This is a genomic window from Achromobacter sp. CF-sbj1-Ac2-l, assembly GCF_052698165.1.
The window spans coordinates 611686-631488 of sequence record NZ_CP199855.1 but is presented as its reverse complement, the minus strand read 5'-3'; the positions used below and the strand labels follow the sequence as shown (position 1 = coordinate 631488).

At 66.1% G+C, this 19803-nt stretch carries 19 protein-coding genes; 6 read left to right on the top strand and 13 right to left on the bottom strand.

Annotation, left to right across the window (positions count from 1 at the left end):
• Window positions 1–13: 13 nt before the first annotated feature.
• From ACUDCK_RS02915 to ACUDCK_RS02905, 3 genes are all read left to right on the top strand, one after another.
• Window positions 14–1213 carry a ribonucleotide-diphosphate reductase subunit beta gene (locus ACUDCK_RS02915; protein WP_054416260.1) on the top strand — a complete coding sequence of 400 codons (1200 nt, stop codon included), beginning with the start codon at window positions 14–16 and terminating at the stop codon, window positions 1211–1213.
• A gap of 345 nt (window positions 1214–1558) precedes the next feature.
• The gene (locus tag ACUDCK_RS02910; RefSeq protein ID WP_080977310.1) at window positions 1559–2188 is read left to right on the top strand and encodes a histone H1-like DNA-binding protein; all 630 of its coding nucleotides are present in this window, start codon (window positions 1559–1561) and stop codon (window positions 2186–2188) included.
• Window positions 2189–2355: 167 nt separating this feature from the next.
• Window positions 2356–2916: a YggT family protein gene (locus tag ACUDCK_RS02905; protein WP_054503424.1), complete on the top strand. Its 561-nt coding sequence runs from the start codon at window positions 2356–2358 to the stop codon at window positions 2914–2916.
• Between the two features lie 60 nt (window positions 2917–2976).
• Here ACUDCK_RS02905 and ACUDCK_RS02900 read toward each other — a convergent pair whose 3' ends face one another.
• The 13 genes from ACUDCK_RS02900 to ACUDCK_RS02840 all read right to left on the bottom strand — a co-directional run bounded on the left by ACUDCK_RS02900 (window position 2977) and on the right by ACUDCK_RS02840 (window position 14699).
• Window positions 2977–4425: a D-alanine--poly(phosphoribitol) ligase gene (locus ACUDCK_RS02900; protein WP_064528762.1), complete on the bottom strand. Its 1449-nt coding sequence runs from the start codon at window positions 4423–4425 to the stop codon at window positions 2977–2979.
• Window positions 4426–4441: 16 nt separating this feature from the next.
• Window positions 4442–5569: an MBOAT family O-acyltransferase gene (locus ACUDCK_RS02895; RefSeq protein ID WP_054503422.1), complete on the bottom strand. Its 1128-nt coding sequence runs from the start codon at window positions 5567–5569 to the stop codon at window positions 4442–4444.
• A gap of 7 nt (window positions 5570–5576) precedes the next feature.
• Window positions 5577–5783, bottom strand: coding sequence for a hypothetical protein (locus tag ACUDCK_RS02890; protein WP_162876685.1), 207 nt, complete (start codon window positions 5781–5783; stop codon window positions 5577–5579).
• Window positions 5780–6958: a D-alanyl-lipoteichoic acid biosynthesis protein DltD gene (locus ACUDCK_RS02885; RefSeq protein ID WP_054503420.1), complete on the bottom strand. Its 1179-nt coding sequence runs from the start codon at window positions 6956–6958 to the stop codon at window positions 5780–5782. Before ACUDCK_RS02885 ends, ACUDCK_RS02890 begins: the two co-directional genes overlap by 4 nt.
• Window positions 6939–7175: an acyl carrier protein gene (locus ACUDCK_RS02880; RefSeq protein WP_006392761.1), complete on the bottom strand. Its 237-nt coding sequence runs from the start codon at window positions 7173–7175 to the stop codon at window positions 6939–6941. Before ACUDCK_RS02880 ends, ACUDCK_RS02885 begins: the two co-directional genes overlap by 20 nt.
• A 399-nt stretch (window positions 7176–7574) precedes the next feature.
• The gene (locus tag ACUDCK_RS02875) at window positions 7575–8078 is read right to left on the bottom strand and encodes an outer membrane lipoprotein (RefSeq protein ID WP_054503419.1); all 504 of its coding nucleotides are present in this window, start codon (window positions 8076–8078) and stop codon (window positions 7575–7577) included.
• Between the two features lie 219 nt (window positions 8079–8297).
• Window positions 8298–9239: a carbohydrate kinase family protein gene (locus ACUDCK_RS02870; protein WP_054503418.1), complete on the bottom strand. Its 942-nt coding sequence runs from the start codon at window positions 9237–9239 to the stop codon at window positions 8298–8300.
• A 12-nt stretch (window positions 9240–9251) separates the two neighbouring features.
• Window positions 9252–10685, bottom strand: coding sequence for a DUF3426 domain-containing protein (locus tag ACUDCK_RS02865; RefSeq protein ID WP_175168031.1), 1434 nt, complete (start codon window positions 10683–10685; stop codon window positions 9252–9254).
• A gap of 23 nt (window positions 10686–10708) precedes the next feature.
• A complete protein-coding gene (gene prmA / locus ACUDCK_RS02860; protein ID WP_049071128.1) occupies window positions 10709–11635 on the bottom strand; it encodes a 50S ribosomal protein L11 methyltransferase in 927 nt (308 codons plus the stop codon).
• Window positions 11636–11735: 100 nt separating this feature from the next.
• Window positions 11736–13082, bottom strand: a complete 1347-nt coding sequence (gene accC, locus ACUDCK_RS02855; RefSeq protein ID WP_054503416.1) for an acetyl-CoA carboxylase biotin carboxylase subunit — start codon at window positions 13080–13082, stop codon at window positions 11736–11738.
• Between the two features lie 9 nt (window positions 13083–13091).
• Entirely contained in the window at window positions 13092–13550 is a 459-nt protein-coding gene (gene accB, locus ACUDCK_RS02850) for an acetyl-CoA carboxylase biotin carboxyl carrier protein (protein WP_054503415.1), read from the bottom strand.
• A gap of 88 nt (window positions 13551–13638) precedes the next feature.
• The gene (gene aroQ, locus ACUDCK_RS02845; protein WP_064523178.1) at window positions 13639–14073 is read right to left on the bottom strand and encodes a type II 3-dehydroquinate dehydratase; all 435 of its coding nucleotides are present in this window, start codon (window positions 14071–14073) and stop codon (window positions 13639–13641) included.
• 89 nt (window positions 14074–14162) lie between these two features.
• On the bottom strand, window positions 14163–14699 hold the full coding sequence (locus tag ACUDCK_RS02840; protein ID WP_175168070.1) for a TlpA family protein disulfide reductase: 537 nt from the start codon (window positions 14697–14699) through the stop codon (window positions 14163–14165).
• A 98-nt stretch (window positions 14700–14797) separates the two neighbouring features.
• On the opposite strand from ACUDCK_RS02840, the gene mpl reads away from it, so the two are divergent.
• From mpl to ACUDCK_RS02825, 3 genes are all read left to right on the top strand, one after another.
• Window positions 14798–16168 (top strand): UDP-N-acetylmuramate:L-alanyl-gamma-D-glutamyl-meso-diaminopimelate ligase, encoded by a 1371-nt coding sequence (gene mpl, locus ACUDCK_RS02835; protein WP_175143946.1) that lies wholly within the window; start codon window positions 14798–14800, stop codon window positions 16166–16168.
• Between the two features lie 47 nt (window positions 16169–16215).
• Entirely contained in the window at window positions 16216–16818 is a 603-nt protein-coding gene (locus tag ACUDCK_RS02830) for a YqiA/YcfP family alpha/beta fold hydrolase (RefSeq protein ID WP_175168030.1), read from the top strand.
• A gap of 66 nt (window positions 16819–16884) precedes the next feature.
• Window positions 16885–18792 (top strand): ribonuclease catalytic domain-containing protein, encoded by a 1908-nt coding sequence (locus tag ACUDCK_RS02825; protein ID WP_175168029.1) that lies wholly within the window; start codon window positions 16885–16887, stop codon window positions 18790–18792.
• The last annotated feature ends 1011 nt before the right edge of the window (window positions 18793–19803 follow it).

Sequence of the window (19803 nt, the reverse complement as noted above, 5' to 3'; positions counted from 1 at the left end):
CGGAGAATGAATCATGATTAATTGGGAAGACGACACCCTCGCCACGCAACCTGCACAAGCCCCCGCGCCCGCGGCGGGCGGGCAGGCTGCGCCCGAAGTCCGGGCGGCGACCGGCGTGTTCGGCGACACCGCCATGCCGACCCCGGCCGCGCCGCAGCATGCGGCCGGCCTGGCGGCCAGCGGCAGCGCCACCTCGCAACGCGTGAAGGTCGCCGACAAGCGCATCATCAACGGCCAGACCGACGTCAACCAGTTGGTGCCGTTCAAGTACAAGTGGGCATGGGAGAAATACCTGGCCACGTGCGCGAACCACTGGATGCCGCAAGAAATCAACATGTCGCGCGACATCGCCCTCTGGAAGAACCCGAACGGGCTCACCGAGGACGAACGCCGCATCGTCAAGCGCAACCTGGGTTTCTTCGTCACGGCCGACTCGCTGGCCGCGAACAACATCGTGCTGGGCACCTACCGCCACATCACGGCGCCCGAATGCCGCCAGTTCCTGCTGCGCCAGGCATTCGAGGAAGCCATCCACACGCACGCCTATCAATACATCGTCGAAAGCCTGGACCTGGACGAAGCGGAGATCTTCAACGCTTACAACGAAGTGCCGTCCATCCGCGCCAAGGACGAGTTCCTGATTCCGTTCATCGACGCGATCGCGGACCCCAACTTCAAGACGGGCACGCCCGAAGCCGACCAGACGCTGCTGAAGTCGCTGATCGTCTTCGCTTGCCTGATGGAAGGCCTGTTCTTCTACGTTGGCTTCACGCAGATCCTGGCGCTGGGTCGCCAGAACAAGATGACCGGCGCGGCCGAGCAGTACATGTACATCCTGCGCGATGAATCCATGCACTGCAATTTCGGCATCGACCTGATCAACACCGTCAAACTGGAAAATCCGCATCTGTGGACGCCGGAATTCCGCGAAGAAATTCGAGAACTCTTCCGCAAAGCGGTCGAACTCGAATACGCTTACGCCGAAGACACGATGCCGCGTGGCGTGTTGGGCTTGAACGCTCCCATGTTCAAATCCTACCTGCGCTTCATCGCCAACCGTCGTTGCCAGCAAATCGGTATCGAACCGCTGTACCCGCAGGAAGAAAATCCCTTCCCGTGGATGGCGGAAATGATCGATCTTAAGAAGGAACGCAACTTTTTTGAAACTCGCGTGATCGAATACCAAACCGGTGGCACGCTGAGCTGGGAGTAACGCAGTTCGCCTTCGGGCCCGGCGCGGGCACGCTCTTGCAAGAGCGTTGCGTTCGCGCCAGGCCTTGAGGGCGATCTCCCAGGTCAGGGTGTTTTCGAACACGTAGAACAAGCGGTAGGCGGTCTGTGATCAGACTGCCCACCGGCGCCATTTGAAATGGCTCGCGCCAAAGGAGCGGGGGCCATATCAAATGGCTGTGCCGAATTCATTAGCGCAAACCGTAGTAGCTGTTGCTCGCACAGAACAGCGGCATGCGCCGATGAATAGCCCGGGCACGGTTCGCCTTGTTGGCGGATCGGGGCACGGGTTTAAGTTCTGGGACCCCTGAACCTAAGGAGCATGACCATGGCAACAGCCAAGAAAGCCGTAAAGAAAGCGGTGAAGAAGCCCGCCGCCAAGAAGGCAGTAGCGAAGAAGGCCGCCCCGGCCAAGAAAGCTGCCGTCAAGAAGGTAGCCGTCAAGAAGGTCGCCGCCAAGAAGCCGGCGGTGAAGAAGGTTGCCGCCAAGAAGCCGGCCGCCAAGAAGGTCGCGAAGAAAGCGGTAGCCAAGAAGGCCGTCGCCAAGAAAGTCGCGGCCAAGAAGCCGGTAGCCAAGAAGGCAGCGGCCAAGAAGGTCGTCGCCAAGAAGGCGGTTGCCAAGAAGGCCGTCGCCAAGAAAGCGGTTGCCAAGAAGGCCCCCGCCAAGAAAGCGGTAGCCAAGAAGGCCGTCGCCAAGAAGGCGGTTGCCAAGAAGGCCCCCGCCAAGAAGGCGGTTGCCAAGAAAGTCGTAGCCAAGAAGGCTCCGGCTGCCAAGAAGCCTGCCGCCAAGCCGGCTGCCAAGCCTGCCGCGAAGCCCGCCGCTGCCAAGAAGCCCGCTGCGAAGAAAGCCGCTCCGAAGAAGCCCGCCACGCCGCCGTCCACGGCCGCTGCCCCGGGCGCGAAGACCGCGCTGAACCCCGCCGCGTCGTGGCCGTTCCCGACGGGTGGCCGTCCGTAATCGGACCGGTCACAACGGTAGCAGTACCTCAAACCGCCTGGCTTCGGCCAGGCGGTTTTTATTCGCCCCCACCCCAAGAAAGAAAACGTATTCGCACGGCTCGGGCGCCACCGTTGCCGCATTGCCGTGAGACAATAAAAGCCGTCATCATTAGGTAGATCGCGCCCATGCTCGGTGAAATTCTTCGCTTCCTGCTCGAAATCGCGTTCACGCTGTTCGGCGCCGCGCTCATCGCCCGCGCCTGGATGCATGCGATTCGGCTGCATCCCTTCAATCCGCTGGCGCGCGTCATCTACCAGGCCACCAACTGGCTGGTGCTGCCGCTGCGCAAGATCATTCCGGCGGGCAACAAGATCGACTGGACCAGCCTGGTGGCCACCTGGCTGGCCGCGCTGGTGTACCTGGTGCTGATCTGGCTGGTCGCCATCGGCGCCCTGATTCCCGCGGTGCTGCTGCCCTCAGCCATGCTGTCGGCGCTGCTGATGGCGCTCAAGTGGGCGCTGAATCTGGTGGTGTGGCTGACCCTGATCCAGGCGGTGCTGTCGTGGGTCAACCCGATGGCGCCCATGATGCCGATGCTGCAGGCGCTGACCGCTCCGATGCTGGATCCCATCCGGCGGCTGCTGCCGCGCACCTCGATCGACTTCTCGCCGCTGGTGCTGCTGATCGTGGCGCAGGTCCTGCTGATGGTGCTGGCGCGGCTGAGCTACAGCATGATGGGCGTGTGAAACGACAACGGCCCGGCGAACTGACCGGGCCGTCCCTGGCGCACGCCGCGCGGCGGCGCCTTACGCCGGAATCGCGGCGTAGATATCGATCAGCTTTTTGCGATCGATCTTGTGATTGTTCGACATCGGCAGCGCCGCGCACGCCACCAGCTCGGACGGCACCATATAGGGCGGCAGGCGCTGCCCCAGCTTGTCCTTCCACCCTGTCAATGCGTCCTGCGCCAGCAGGCTGGCTTCGGCCTGCTCGGCGGCCACGCCGGCAACGAAGCCGATCAGGCGCACCGCGGTGCCGTCCGGCCGCCGCAGCACCGCGCAAGCGCCGCCTTCCACGCCCGGCAGGCCATGCAGGGCCTCGTCGATCTCGGCCAGTTCGATGCGATAGCCGTTCAGCTTGATCTGGTCGTCCATGCGGCCGCGGCAGAACAGCAGGCCGTCCGCGTCCAGTTGCCCCAGGTCGCCCGTGCGGAAACCACGGCGACCGTCCTCGGCCACGAACAGCTTGACCTCGTTCAGGTCCTGGCGGTTCAGGTAACCGCGCATGACGTGGTCGCCGATGATGCAGATCTCGCCATCCTCGATGCGCAGTTCGCAATCGGGCTTGGCATGGCCGACGGGCAGCGGATCATGCGCCGCCAGCACCGCGTCGGTGATGGCGATCCAGGTGGTGGCCACGGTGGCCTCGGTCGGCCCGTAGGTGTTCAGGATCACGGCGTCCGGAAAACGCTGGCGCAGCTTCTTCGCCAGCGCCGCCGGCAACGGTTCGCCGCAGAACAGGAAGGTACCCAGCGTCGGCAGCGTGACCGGCGAGAAATCGCGGTTGGCCAGTTGCTGGTGGGCGAAGGACGGGGTCGAGACCCAGGTTGTCACGCCTTGCTGCGCCAGCCGGCTCATCCAGGTCGCGGCCGCGCCAATCTGCTCGCGCGAATTCAGCACGCAGGTGCCGCCGGCGGCCAACGTGGCGAACACCTCGTACATCGACAGGTCGAAGCTGAACGGCGCCTGGTTCATGAACACCGGCGCATCGCCCAGGCCGAAGCTGCCCAGCATCCAGTCGCCCAGCAGGCCCACGCTCTCGCGGCCGATCTGCACGCCCTTGGGGTCGCCGGTGCTGCCGGACGTGAACATGACGTAGGCCAGGCCGCGCTCGGCCAGCTCGGCGCCCTCTCCCGGCTCGAAGCCGCGCGCGGCCGCATCGTACACGGCCGCAGCGCGCACGATCTCGACAATGCGGCGCAGGCGCTCCGGCGGATAGATGGTGTCGACGGGCACAAACGGCGCGCCGATCAGCAGCGCGCCCACCATGGCAACGAAGAACGAGGCTTCCTTGTGGCCGTAGATGGCCACCGGCACATCCGGCGCCGCGCCATGCGCGCGCGCCTCGTCGGCCCAGGCCGTGGCTTCGTCGCGCAGTTGCGCCCAGGTCAGGCTGCGGTCGGCGCCGACCACCGCGAGCGCGTCGGGCGCGCGCGCGGAGTCAACGAACTGGAAGGTCTTCAGGTCGAAACGCATGCCGAAACTCCGGGCATCAGATGGGGCTGCGACCGCTGAACACGTAGAGCGCCAGGGCAGCCAGGATCAGGGTGAGCACGCGTCCGAGGAAACGCATGACGGGCCGCGCCAGCGCGGCCTGCAGGGCAGGACGGGTACGCGCCGCGTTGATCAGCAGGTTGTGGCCCACCGAGTACGCGCCGAACATCAGGCCGCTGACGATGTAGTGCAGCGACAGGCCGTTCCATACGCCCATCGCCAGCAGCGTGGCAAAGATACCGATGTTCTGCGCCGCCATCCGGTGGCGCGAAAAGAACGAGGTCTTGCTCAGCGCCTTGTAGATCGGCATGAACACCACGTCGCGCAGCCACTCGGACAGGCTGATGTGCCAACGGCGCCAGAAGTCCTGCGGGTTGAGCGTCGCCAGCGGGTTGCGGAAGTTGATCGGCAGGGTGAAGCCGAACAGCATGCCGATACCGATGGCCATGGTGGAATAGCCGGCAAAATCGAAGAACAGGTAGGCGCTGTAGAGCGAGGCGTTCAGCGCCACGCCGGTGAACGAGTAGTCGTGCGCGTCCAGGGTCGACAGGCCGTAGCGCCAGATCAGTTCGGCCAGGCCGAACTTCTGGATCACGCCCAGCATGATCAATTCCAGGCCCGCCAGCCAGGTGTTCAGGTTCACGCCTTCGTAGCCGCGCTTGAGGTCGGCCTGGAAGGAGCGCCAGCGGTACATCGGACCGGCCAGCAGCGTCAGCGGGAAGAACAGGTAGATGAAGTAGTCCAGCGGCGACACGCGCTCGTTGCGCGGCGCGAACAGCAGCACGTCGATGGCGCGGAAGGTGGCGAACGACAGGCCCAGCATCGCGCCCAGGTGCGAGACGCCGGTCTTGACCAGCAGCAGCGGCGTCATGGTGATGATGACAGCCAGCCAGGTCGGGATGTAGTTGCGCCGCATGGCCCACAGCGCGCTGCCCGAAATGGCCAGCAGCGCGATCGGCTGGTAGGGACGCGCCCAGAACACCGCCATCCATACGCCCAGGCAGATCACGCCGATGACGTGCCGATAGCCGATGCGCAGCGGCATGCCGAACGAACGATACGCCAACAGACCCAGCCCGCCGAACAGGGCGCCGCCGAAGAAGCTCAAGCTTGCGAACAATTCCATGCTGCGGTCAGAACTGTTGATATTGGAATTCGACCTTGATAGGCCCGCCGCTACCCGTGGTGGGCTGCGCCTGCAGCACGAACACCAGGATCACCCCGACATACAGGCAGAGATGCCAGAAGAAGCGGCGCCCCCAGGCCTTGGCCGCCTTGCGGGCGTCCGGCCCCTGGGCGGCGCCGTCCGGCGTCGCATCGGTTTTCTGTTGGGGGGTCATCGGGAAAAGTACTCCGCTATGCCTTGGTCCGCCATCGCCCAACCGAGCTCGGCCAGATGCATGTCATCACGCACCATGCCCGGTTCGAAGGGAATGCTGTACATATCGAGGCAACCCATCTGGTAGCGTTGGCACATGCCGGTGATGGCGGCCACCACCGGGTCGAAACGTTCGACGTCCAGGATGAGTTTGGGATTGAACGGCTGGATCACGAAGTACGCCTTGACCTTGCGCCGTTGCAGCAAGGCCATGACACGCGACAGGTCGCCCAGCTCGGTGCGGGTGAGCGGATCGACGTTGGCGAACTCGTTGCGCGCCGGCGAATACAGCGGCGCCAGGTACTGCTTGTAGTAATCGTCGCGCACGTCGTAGGGATTGTTGCCGCCCAGTTGGTGCTCGACTTCGCGCGCCTCGTGCGTCAGGCGCGACCATTGGCCGGCATTGAGCCTGGCCGACGAGGGCCACGACACGAAACGATGCGCGGGCACCGACAGCTTGCTGCGCGGACGGTCGGGCGCGGGCTCCTTGCGCGCGTTCCACCACAGCGACAGCTTGTCCTTGAGTTCGGCGACCTGGCCATTGGCGATCAGCCACAAGAGCCCCCAATTGGCGTTGTCGCTGATCCAGGTCTGCATTTGTTCGCGCGTGCTGGGCTTGTCCCAGAGGCGATCCCAGACCGGTCCGGTGACGTGTTCGGCGAACGCGCTGCGCGGCAACTGGCCGCCCGAGGCGAACCAGGCCGGCGACACCATGATCACGAGCCGCGTGTTCGGCGTCAGCGAATCGGCCACCGACTCCAGCACGCTGACGATGCCATACGACTGGAACATGGCGTGGCCGTAGGCCAGCGTCGGCACCTTCAGTTCTTCGGGGAAGAAACGGTAAGGCACAAAGCGCAGGTCATGGCTGGACAATTCGGACGAGCCTAGCACCACCAGCGTGCCGTCGCTGAGCGCGTTGCCCAGGCGGGTCAGGTTGACGTGCTGCGTGCCCCAATCCGGCCCCAGATTGGGCAGGTAGTTGCTCTTGGACGCCGCCACCGTCGAAACCGGATGGACGATGTTGGACAAGACGTCATCCGCGCCACAGAAAGCCCCATACGCCAGCGCCACCGCCGTGGTGGCCGCTGCGACGTGGGACAACAGGCGGGTATTGCTAAATATTGGCAGCGACATAGCCGGCGAGCGTGCGGACCGACTGCAGATGCTCCGCGATCTCGGGAGCCGGGATGCTGCAGCCGTACTCCGCCTCGACCGCCAGCGTGATATCCACGGCGGCGAGCGAGTCGACCAGGCCAGTGGCAATCAGTTGCGTATCGGGAGTGACTTTCTTCATGACGATCGACTCGACGATGGAGCCGATCTTGGTGTGGAGTTCTTGCTCGGTATGCATAGAGAGTGCGGCGTTACATTGCCTCGTCGGCAAAATATTCCCCGCCCCGAGATACAGGACGGCGAGTATACAAAAAATCGCTGAAAATCGACTGACATTTACAGCATCCTGGAGGGTCGCGCCGATGCACTTGGTTACATCAAAATCAGGCGGCGAGATCGCTCACGGATGCAATCATGGCATTACAAGCGTCGAATCGCCATGAAACTTACAGACCAAATCGCTATAAAAAGCGCGTAAACGTAACGCTTGCGGGTAAACACCGGGTGCTGCGTTGCAGCGGAACGACAGATTTCCGCGCGCCACCCGTCCCCTACCTCGTTGACCGCGCCGCAACGACCGCCCAAAACGGAAAAGCCCGCTTTCGCGGGCTTTTCTTCTGGCTGGGGACCCAGCCTTTTACATCGGCGTGACGCGCGTGGGGCCGGCGCCGCTGATGACCTGCACCCGCTGGCCGACGCTGATCGGCACGTCGGCTTCCTGGGCCACGACTCGGGTTTCGCCGTTATCCAGACGAACCGTGATTTCGTAGCCGGAATTCTTGCCGACCTGGTTTTCCACCGCATTGCCCGCCAGGGCGCCCAGGATGGCGCCGCCAACGGTAGCGATGGTGCGGCCCGTGCCGCCGCCGACGGCGTTACCCGCCACGCCGCCCAGCGCGCCGCCAGCCAGCATGCCGACGCCGCTGGATTTGTCGTTCTGGATGACGATCGGGCGCACGCCCGTTACGGTGCCCGTGCGAACGATCTGCTCGCGCTGGGCTTGATCATAGCTATACACACCGCTGGACGCGCTGCGATTGGCGCAACCGCCCAGGACAGCCATCGAGGTCACGACGGCAGCCACGGCCAACCACCGGCCAGTACGCGGCGTCAACAAGGAAAAGGTTTTGCTTTGGTTCATTTGGACTCCTCGATCGGGCACTGCCGACGATCCGATCATACCCTGCCCAGACAGGACGGCAGCCTAACGTGCAACACACTGAAACTCACCGCCACGGGCGGAAAACGGATTTGCAAACCGGCCGCGGCATTCTCACGCCGCGGCCGGTCTCTCGTCTGCAATTCGACCATCCCGGCCGCTTCAGGTTCCCGAAACGGCCCCGGGCGGGCGACGGGGAGTTCAGGCCGGCAGATGGATGCCGTAGGTGGCGTGCAGCAGAGCGTCGATCTCGGCCCGCGTGGGCGCGTGGTTCTGCGGACCGCGCGAGGCGATCTTGATGGCGCCCATGACGTTGCCCAGCCGGCAACTGTCTTCCCAGCTCCAGCCGCTGGTCAGGCCGTAGAGCAGGCCGCCGCGCTGCGCGTCGCCGCAACCGGTGGGGTCGACCACCTGGGCCGCGCGCACCGGGGAGATCTGGATGGTCTTGCCGTCGGTCAGCAGCGTGGCGCCCTCGGCGCCGCGGGTCACCACCACCGCCTGCAGCTTGGCGGCGATGTCGGCCATGCTGCGGCCGGTGCGTTGCTCGACCACGCCAGCCTCGTAATCGTTCACCGTCAGGGCCTGCGCCAGGTCGAGCATGCGCTCCAGGTCGGCGCCGTCGAACAGCGGCATGGCCTGGCCCAAGTCGAAGATGAACGGGATGCCCTGCTTATGCAGGCGCTCGGCGTGGGCGAACATGCCTTCCTTGGCGTCCGGGGCGACGATGCCCCAGGCGGCCTTGGCGCCGCTCAGGTCGTTGCTGGCGGAGAAGGACATGGCGCCGGGGTGGAACGCGGTGATCTGGTTGTCGTCCAGGTCGGTGGTGATGAAGCACTGCGCGGTGAAGGTGCCGGGCACGACCTTGACGCGGCTGGTGTCGATGCCGAGGCCGTCCAGGCGCTCGAGGTATTCACCGGCGTCTTCGCCCACGGTGGCCACCGGCACGGGCTTGCCGCCCAGCAGGTTCATGTTGTAGGCGATGTTGCCGGAGCAGCCGCCGTATTCCTTGCGCATGCTGGGAACCAGGAACGACACGCTCAGGGACTGGATGCGGTCGGCCAGGATGTGTTCCTTGAAGCGGCCTTCAAACACCGCGATGGTGTCGAACGCCATCGAGCCGCAGACCAGAACAGGGGTTGCCATGAATGTCATCCTTCAGGGAAAGAACTTGTCGAGTTGGTAGCCGTTGACTTGAACGCCGGTCACTTCAATCGGCACGGAAATCTTCAGTTCGCCCGCCGGTCCGAAGGGACCGCGCAACTGCTCGGGCGTCAGGTAATTCTCGGGCATCAGCACCCGGCGCACCACCACGGTGTCCGATAAATCAGTCAGGTCCAGCACCAGCGCGGGCCAGTGCTGCGGCTTGTCGTAGCGGTTGCGCAGAACCAGGTTCAACACCAGGCGGGTACGGCCGTCGTCGATGGCGGCGGCGCCCGTGGGAGGCTGCAGCGACGACGAGGAAATGGCAATCCGCTCGAGGCGGCGCGCGTAGCCGACCGTGCATCCGAGCGGCTTGCAGACGGTCTCGAGCGCCGGCCGCAGGACGGGCACGGAGTTGGCGATATCGATGCGGTACACGTACAGCAGTTGCAGCCCCAGCGCGATCAGGCCGAGCAGGCAGGCATAGCCCCACAGCTTGCGCAGCAGGCCGCGGCGCTCCTGGCGGTCCTGGTCGAGGAATTCGGGCGGCGCACGGCCGACGTCGGTGGCGCTGGAGTAGCGGGTGCGCGTGTCGCCGAGGATCGGTTCCGGCGAGTCCTCGCCGCGCCCGTCATCGACGTCGTCGTGGTCTCTGTCGAAATCGTCGTCGCGATCCCCGTCGCGGCCATCCTCGTCATCGTCATGGCGCGAATCGGCAGCCTCGTCACGCACCACGAAGACCGGCTCGGCCGGCCGGGCAGCGTGCGGCGCCTCCCAACGCGCGCTGTCGCGCACCGCCACGATGGGCTCGTCGCGCGGCGCGGCGGGTTCCTGCCAGCGCGGCTGCCGGGCCAGGCGCGGCTCATCGTCGTAGCGATCGAGGTCTTCGTTCTCGTCTTCGTCGTCATCGCCCTCTTGCGCCAGCGCGGCATCGGGTTCGATGCGGCGGCGGATATCGTCGCGGCCTCGCAGCACCGCGGGCGGTACTGCGGGCGGCACAGCGGGCGGTACTGCGGGCGGCACAGCGGGCGGCGGCGTGACGGGCCGGATCGCCATTTCGCGCGGCGTCGCCAGGAAAGGTTCGTCGGGCAGGTCGTCCCAGGGGGGAACGGGGGGTTGCTCGGCGGACGGCCGCCGCACCAGGGGCGGGGCTTCGTCGGCCGGTTGGGCGGGTGGCGCCAGGACCGGCGCGGCGCTCGCCGGCGAGACAATGGGCGCGGCGGGCGGGATCGCGGCGGGCGGCGGAACCGCAGCCGGTACGCCCGATGCCGGTATGCCCGATGCCGGTACGCCCGATGCCGGTATGCCCGCCTCAGGCAGCAGGCAGGCGCGGCCATCGAACACGGTGGCGCAGGCGCCGCAACGCACCAGGCCGTTGCGGACCCGGAGTTGGTCGGGCACCACCTTGAATGACGTGCCGCATTGCGGGCAGCGGGTGGTCAGGGCCATGGCGCGATCCGGCGGAAACGGACTCAGGCCTTCTGGCCGTGCAGGCAGACCCAGCCGTCGCGGGCGCGCCAGACCGACATGGCGATCCAGGGCGCGTACGCGGCGGCGACTTCCTCGGCCTGCCGTTCCAGCACGCCGGACAGCACCAGGTGACCGCCCGCGGCGACGCGCCCGGCCAGCATGGGCGCCAGCACCTTGAGCGGGTTGGACAGGATGTTGGCCACCACCACTTCGAACGTGCCGTCGGCCAGGCCGTCGGGCAACATGGCCTGCAGTTCGACGTGGTTGACCTCGGCGTTGAAGACCGTGCTCTGCACCGCCTGGGCGTCGATGTCGACGGCCTGGGTCGGGCCGGCGCCCAGCTTGCGCGCGGCGATGGCAAGGATGCCCGAGCCGCAGCCGTAGTCCAGCAGCGTCGCGCCCTTGGGCAGCTCGGCTTCGAGCCACGCCAGGCACAGGTGCGTGGTCGGATGGCTGCCGGTGCCGAAGGCCAGCCCCGGATCGAGTTCGATATGGATGGCGCCATCCTCGGCCGCGGCCGCTTCCAGGCCCGGCACGTCCGGGCTGTCGCGGTGCCAACTGGGCACGATCCAGAGACGTTCGGCGATGTGGATGGGGCCGAACTGCGATTGCGTCAGGCGCACCCAGTCGGCGTCCGGCACGTCGCGCAGGCTCCAGCCGGCGAACAGCGCCGGGTCGAGCTCGCCCGCGGCGGCGGCTTCTTCCATGATCTGCGCGGGATCGGCTCCGTCCGGCAGCAGGGCCACGACGCGATTGCGTTCCCAGGCCTGCACGTCGGGCTCGGTGCCCGGCTCGCCGAACAGCGGACGCTCGTCGTCGGTGCCCAGGTCGGCGTCCTCGACGGACACCGACAGCACGCCCGCTTCCAGCAGGGCGTCGGACAGGGCCTCGGCTTGCGCCTCCTGGCAATGGAGCACGAGTTCACGCATGATGATTCTTCCATCTGGCCAACGGGCCGCGGCATGCGCCGCGGCCCGGTCAGCCCGGTTAAGGCAGTAAAAAAGGGGCCACGGGCCCCTATTGTGCTGGTCAGGGGCGCTGGGCCAGCTTGTTTTCCAGATAGTGGATGCTGGTGCCGCCTTCGATGAAGCGGGCGTCCTGCAGCAGTTCACGGTGCAGCGGGATGTTGGTGGAAATGCCTTCCACCACCATTTCCGACAGCGCGGTGCGCATGCGTGCCAGGGCCTGGTCGCGCGTGTCGCCGTAGGTGATGACCTTGGCGATCATCGAATCATAGTTCGGCGGCACGAAATAGCCGTTGAACGCGTGCGAATCGATACGCACGCCCGGGCCGCCCGGCGTGTGCCAGTTGGTGATGCGGCCAGGGCTGGGCACGAAGCGGAACGGATCCTCGGCGTTGATGCGGCACTCGATCGCGTGGCCCTTGAAGGTGATGTCGCGCTGGCGCAGCGTGAACTTCTCGCCGGCGGCGATCAGGATCTGCTGCTGCACCAGGTCGACGCCGGTGATCAGCTCGGTGACCGGGTGTTCGACCTGGATGCGGGTGTTCATTTCGATGAAATAGAACTCGCCGTTCTCATACAGGAATTCGAACGTGCCGGCGCCGCGGTAGCCCATCTTGCGGCAGGCGTCGGCGCAGCGGTCGCCGATGCGCTCGATCAGGCGGCGCGCGATGCCGGGGGCCGGCGCTTCCTCGATGACCTTCTGGTGGCGGCGCTGCATGGAGCAGTCGCGCTCGCCCAGCCACACGGCGTTGCGACCGCCGTCGGCCAGCACCTGGATTTCCACATGGCGTGGGTTCTCGAGGAACTTCTCCATATAGACTTCCGGGTTGTTGAACGCGGCGCCCGCTTCCGAACGCGTCATGGTGACGGCGTTCAGCAGCGCGGCCTCGGTGTACACCACGCGCATGCCGCGGCCACCGCCGCCGCCCGCGGCCTTGATGATGACCGGATAGCCGACTTCGCGGGCAACGCGGATGATTTCCTGCGGATCGTCGGGCAACGCGCCTTCGGAACCCGGCACCACCGGCACGCCGGCTTCGATCATGGCGCGCTTGGCGCTGACCTTGTCGCCCATCAGGCGGATGGTGTCGGGGCGCGGACCGATGAACACGAAGCCGCTCTTTTCGACGCGATCGGCGAAGTCGGCATTTTCGGACAAGAACCCGTAACCCGGGTGGATTGCCTCGGAATCCGTGACTTCGGCCGCCGAAATGATGGCCGGCATGTTGAGGTAGCTTTCACGCGACGGCGCAGGCCCGATGCACACGGATTCATCGGCCAGGCGCACGTACTTGGCTTCGCGGTCCGCTTCGGAGTGCACCACCACGGTCTTGATGCCCAGCTCGCGGCAGGCGCGCTGAATGCGCAGGGCGATTTCGCCCCGGTTGGCGATCAGGATTTTTTCGAACATTTTCAGCTATCAGCCAATGACGAACAGGGGTTGACCGTACTCGACGGGCTCGCCGTTTTCGACCAGGATTTCTTTGATGACGCCGGACTTGTCGGCTTCGATTTCATTGAGCAGCTTCATGGCTTCAATGATGCACAGCGGGTCGCCTTCCTTGACCGTGGCGCCCACGTCGATGAACGGCGCGGCGCCCGGGTTCGGCGAACGGTAGAAGGTGCCGACCATCGGCGCCTTGACCACGTGGCCCTGGACCACCGGGGCGGCTTCGGCCGCGGCGGGAGCGGGAGCGGGCGCGGCGGCGGCCACGGGCGCGGCGGCGACACCAGCTTCCGGCTGGTGGTAGGCCACCGGCTGCAGGGTCTGCGAGAACTTGACGATGCGAACCTTGCCTTCGCCTTCGGTGATTTCCAGTTCGGCGATGCCCGATTCAGCCACCAAGTCGATCAGGGTTTTGAGTTTTCGAAGGTCCATAAAAGCTGCTTCCCGAGATAGTGTCGGCAACGTCCCGATCGTCGGGTCCGCGCCATATAAGATGTAAAAGCTGAGAGTTGGTGCGAGATCAGTGCCGCACTGCGTAACGCAGCGCCGCTTCGTAGCCGTCCGCGCCCAGGCCGCTGATGAGGCCTACCGCCAAGTCGGACAGATATGAGTGATGCCTGAAGGGCTCTCGCTTATACAGGTTGGACAAATGTACTTCAATAAATGGGATCGCGACCCCGGCCAGCGCATCGCGGATCGCGACGCTGGTGTGCGTATATGCCGCCGCGTTGATGATGATGAAATCGGTGCCGTCTTGCCGGGCCGCCTGGATGCGGTCAACCAGCGCGCCTTCGTGATTGCCTTGCCACGCGGTCAGCGTGGCGCCCAATTCACCGGCCAGCCGCTCCAGGCCCTCGTTGATCTGGGGCAGCGTGAGGCTGCCGTAGATATGGGGTTCCCGGGTGCCAAGCAGGTTCAGATTCGGGCCATGCAATACCAGTATGTTTTGCGCCATGCGCTTGCCAGAGAGTGGATTGCCAATTGTTGGCAAAACAGCCGATAAACCAGCTTTTTACGCCAATTCCTACTATTTGTCCAACAGACTTACGCCTTCAAACCAGAGAGCGTTTGATTCAGGTCGTCGGGCTGGATTTCACCCAATATCTTCCGGTTAATGCTGCCATCTGCATTGAAAACAATGGTAAATGGCAGGCCACCGCTAGGACTTCCCAGCTTGCGCAGGGTATCGATGGCACCGGCGCCAATGACCCACAACGGGTACGAAACCTGTACTTTCTCGACAAATTTTTGCATGTTGGCGGCAGAATCCACGCCGATACCGACAAACTTGATTTGCGGGTATTTTTTCTGCAACGCGTCGAGTTCGGGCATCTCCTTGACGCACGGCGCGCACCAGGTGGCCCAGAAATTCACCACGATGGGCTGGCCCTTCCAGGCGGCCAGCGACTGCGTCGCGCCGTTCAGGTCGGGCAACTGCAACTGCATGAGCGCGGCGACAGGATCCTCGGCGGCGGGCGCCGCGGGTGCCTGCCGGGACTTGTTGCGCCCCAGCAGGGTGTAGCCGCCCGCGACCGTGGCGGCCACGGCCACGGCGGCGGAAAGGAGTAGGCGTCGATTCATGGCGCGATCATAACCGCTGCGGCCGGTTTTCGCCGCATCGCCCGCCGTGCCGGCTTGACCTGCGCCTATATATACAATGCAGGACAGGAGAGTTTTCAATGCACCTGCACATTCTTGGCATCTGCGGTACGTTCATGGGCGGCCTGGCGCTGATCGCGCGCGCCGCCGGCCACAAGGTCACCGGTTGCGACGCGGGCGTCTATCCGCCCATGAGCACCCAGCTATCCGAACAGGGAATCGAGCTGATCGAGGGTTTCGGCCCCGAACAGATGGCCCTCAAGCCGGACCTGTACGTGATCGGCAACGTCGTCAGCCGCGGCAATCCCCTGATGGAAGCCATTCTGGAATCCGGCGCCCGCTATGTGTCCGGCCCGCAATGGCTGGGCGACAACATCCTGCCGGGCGCCCACGTGCTGGCGGTGGCCGGCACCCACGGCAAGACCACCACCAGCTCGATGCTGGCCTGGATCCTGGAAGCCGCCGGCCTGGCACCCAATTTCCTGATCGGCGGCGTGGCCCAGGATCTGCATGTGTCCGCGCGCTATGATCCGGCGCGGCGCCCGTTCGTGATCGAAGCGGACGAATACGACACGGCGTTCTTCGACAAGCGTTCCAAGTTCGTGCACTATCGCCCGCGCACCGCGGTGCTGAACAACCTGGAATACGATCACGCCGACATTTTTCCCGATCTGGCGGCCATCGAGACCCAATTCCATCACCTGGTCCGCACCATTCCGGCGTCTGGCCGCATCATCCGCCCGGCGCGCTCCGAAGCGCTGGACCGCGTGATTGCGCGCGGATGCTGGTCCGAAATCGTCACGTTCGGCGCCGATGGCGCCTGGCAGGCGGGCACGCCCGACGACAGCGGCGCCTTCGAGGTGCGGCGCGACGGCGCCAGCATGGGCAGCGTGCGCTGGACCCTGGGCGGCGAACACAACCGCATGAACGCGCTGGCCGCGCTGGCGGCCGCCGAGCACGCCGGCGTGCCGGCCGCCGAGGGCGTCGAGGCCCTGAGCCGGTTCGGCGGGGTCAAGCGCCGCATGGAACTGCGCGGCACGGTCAACGGCGTCAAGGTCTACGACGATTTCGCCCATCACCCCACCGCCATCGCCACCACCCTGGAAGGCCTGCGCCGCCAGGTCGGGCCGGCGCGCATCCTGGCCGTGCTGGAGCCCCGCTCCAACACCATGAAGCTGGGCGCCATGGCGGCGCGCCTGCCCGACTCCCTGCGCGACGCGGACCTGGTGTTCTGCTTCGGCGCCCGCGAGGGCAAGCACGCCCTGGGCTGGAATCCGGCGCAGGTGCTGGCGCCCCTGGGCGAACGCGCTTCCAGTTACGATGATATCGACGCCCTGGTGGCCGCCGTGACGCGCGCCGCGCAACCCGGCGACCAGGTGCTGGTGATGAGCAACGGCGGCTTCGGCGGCATCCACGGCAAGCTGCTGGCCGCCCTGGAAGCGCGCGGCTGAGGCCGGGCGCCTCCATCCGCGCCCCCGCCCCACCGGAAAGGCACCCAATGATTCTTTACCTGCACGGTTTCCGGTCCTCGCCGATCTCCTTCAAGGCCCGCCTGATGGCCGACGCCATGGCCGCCCGCGGGCTGGCCGGCGCGTGGACCTGCCCGCAACTGCCGGCCAGCCCGCGCGAGGCCGCCGAGCTGGCGCTGGGCATCGCCCGCGAGCAATTGACAGGCGCCCCCGACCCGCTCGCGCTGACCGTGATCGGTTCGTCCCTGGGCGGTTTCTATGCCACCTGGCTGGCCGAGACGCTGGGCTGCAAGGCGGTACTGCTCAACCCCGCCGTCGAGGCCGCGCGGGACCTGGCGACCCAGGTAGGCGAGCACCGCATGTATCATTCCGACGCGCCGTTCATGTTCCTGCCGGAATATGTGGAGGAACTGGCCGCCCTGCACGTCGGCCGGATCACCCGGCCAGAGCGGTATTTCCTGGTGGCGGCGACGGGCGACGAGGTGCTGGACTGGCGTGAGATGCGTGATCGCTACGCCGGCTGCCGCCAGCGCATCGTGCAAGGCGGCGACCATGGCCTGTCCGGTTTCGCCGACTGGATGCCCGAGGTGCTCGAATTCGCCCTTGGCTCCACGCCGAATGGCCCCAAATAACACTGACATCAACGATAGATAGCTGCGCAAGGCGGCGCGTGCGCGCCGCCCAGGACGACCCTCACCATGTATGTGTTTTACGAAGACGACGGCAGCTTCAAGGCCGGCCATATCCTGTCCGAAACCGACGCCAGCCTGCAGGTGGAGTCGGAGTCGGGCAAGCGCAGCAAGATCAAGCGCGCCAACACGCTGTTCAATTTCGCCGCGCCCGAACCGGCCGCGCTGATGGCCCAGGCGGCGGCGCTGGCCGAAACCCTGGATCTGCAATTCCTCTGGGAATGCGCGCCCCAGGAAGAATTCGATTCGCCCGCGCTGGCGGCCGATTACTTCGGCCACGCCCCCACCCCGGTGGAACAGGCCGCGCTGCTGATGCGCCTGCACGGCGCACCCGCCTATTTCCACCGCCGCGGCAAGGGCAGCTACCGCCCCGCCCCGCCCGACATCCTGGCCGCCGCCCTGGCCGCGCTCGAAAAGAAACAGCGCCAGGCCGAGCAGCAACAGGAATGGGTCGACGAGATGGCCGCTGGCCGCCTGCCCGAGCCCATCGCCCAGGCGGCCGAATCACTGCTGATCCGGCCCGACAAGAATTCGCAGCAATGGAAGGCGCTGGACGCCGCCTGCGCCAAGCTCGGCAAGAGCCCCGACCGCCTGCTGCTGGAACTGGGCGCCTGGCCGCACGCGCTGGCCCTGCACAAGCGCCGCTTCCTGGCGGTGAACTTCCCGCGCGGCCTGGCCTTCCCCGAGCTGGAACTGCCGCCGATCGACCGTGACCTGCCGCTGTCGGATGCCGAGATCTACTCGGTCGACGACGTCACCACCACCGAAATCGACGACGCGCTGTCGGTCTCCACCCTGCCCGACGGCAATCTGCGCGTCGGCATCCACGTGGCCGCACCCGGCCTGACCGTGACACGCGACAGCGAGTTCGACAAGCTGGCGCGCGCGCGCCTGTCGACCGTCTACATGCCGGGCGACAAGATCCCCATGCAGCCCGACAATGTCATCAAGGCGTTCTCGCTGGACGCCGGCCGCGAGGTGCCGGTGCTGTCGCTGTACGTGACGGCCAACCCGGAAACCGGCGAGATCATCGAGTCGGACACGCGCCTGGAGCGCGTGGTGGTGCGTGAGAACCTGCGCCACAACATGCTCGACGCCCAGGTCACCGAAGAAAGCCTGAACGACGCCTCCACCGACCTGCCCTACGGCCACTGGCTGCGCCCGCTGTGGAAGCTGGCGCAGGCGCTGTCGGCGCAGCGCGAAAACGTGCGCGGCAAGCCCGAGAACAATTCGCGGGTGGAATACAGCTTCTACCTGGACGGCGACCCCGACGATCCCGACACCCCGGTGCGCCTGGTGCCGCGCCAGCGCAACGCGCCGCTGGACCGGATGGTGGCCGAGTACATGATCCTGGCCAACAATCTGTGGGGCGGCCTGCTGAACCAGCACGGCGTGCCCGGCATCTACCGCTCGCAACAGGCCGGCCGCGTGCGCATGAGCACGCAGGCGCTGCCGCACGAAGCCATTGGCGTGCCGCAATACGCCTGGAGCACGTCGCCGCTGCGCCGCTACGTCGACCTGGTGAACCAGTGGCAGTTGATCGCCGCGGTCGAGCACGGCGTCTCGGCGCGCCTGGTGGCCCCCTTCAAGCCGCGCGACGCGGACCTGTTCGCGATCATCGGCGCGTTCGACGCGCAATACGCGGCCTGGGCCGAGTTCCAGAGCGCGATGGAGCGCTACTGGTGCCTGCGCTGGCTCAAGCAGCACAACATCACCCGCACCGTGGCGCACGTGCTGCGCGAAGACCTGGTGCGCTTCGCCAACTGCCCGCTCGTGACCCGCATCGGGGGGATGCCCGAGCTGGAGCGCGGGACGGCGGTGGAGGTGGAGATCCTGGGGATGGATGAGTTGTCGCTGGAGCTGGATTGCCGGTATGTGGGGCAGGTGGGGCCGGCGGCTGAAGAGGCTGCTGCCTAGGGCGGTATTTGGCTTGTCGCTGGGTTGTTTCTGCTGGCGGCGGGGGGCTTTCTTAGGCCGCCCGTCTGGCAGGCGGCCCGGGCGGCGGGCGCCCACGATTGCGGTCCGGAGCGTTCGCTCCGGACTTCCCCTGCCTCATCCTCGTTGCCGCCTGCCGGCGGCTGCCTTCGGATTCCGTCGGGCGCATCGAGGTTGCCCGCCGCCCGGGCCGCCTGCCAGACGAGCTACGTTTTTCTTGGCCTGTGGCGCTGCAAGAGCGAGGACACTTCACGAGATTGCTGATGCCCGTTGCGGGTGGCCGCGCGGGCGGCCGCCCGCAACTTACGCGGTGTCTTGGCTTGGCGTGTTGGCGCTGCGCGCGGGTGGCGGGTTGCTTGTTTGGGGTGCCGTCCAGACGGGGGAAGAGAGTGGCGGCGCGTGATGGAGGGTGGCTTGCGCGTGACGAGCTTGGCGCACGCCTGATACTGGGGAAGAACGGCTGACGGGGAAGATGTCTGGCGATGCATCGCGGATCCTTCCACGGGAGGAGAACGCCCGATGCATCGCGGATCCTTCCACGGAAGACAACGCCCGATGCATCCCGGATCCTTTCCACGGAAGACAACACCCGATGCATCCCGGATTCTTCCAAACGTAGTACCGCCGGCGTTGCCTCTCCGATTCCTCCGCATCTCGCCCGACCTCTCCCCAAATGCCAAAGAAGGCCGCCCGCGCGGCCGGTTTTGGCGGCCCCGCCCAATCTTCCGTCCCGACCCGGTCTGCCGCCAGAACGCCAAGCACACGATTCGCCCCCGCGCCGGTGACGTGATCACGCTGTAGCCCGTGGCGTCGGCGGCCGGTGGGGCGCGGGGCGTGTAGATGCGCCCGAGGGAAACCGTAGGAAGCCGAAGGCGTACGAGGTTGACAACGGGGAAGTCCGGAGCGAACGCTCCGGACCGCAATCGTAGCCCCGCGCCCCGCCGGCCGCCGACGCCACGGGCGGCCAAAAGAACACCACAGCCCCCCCGACAG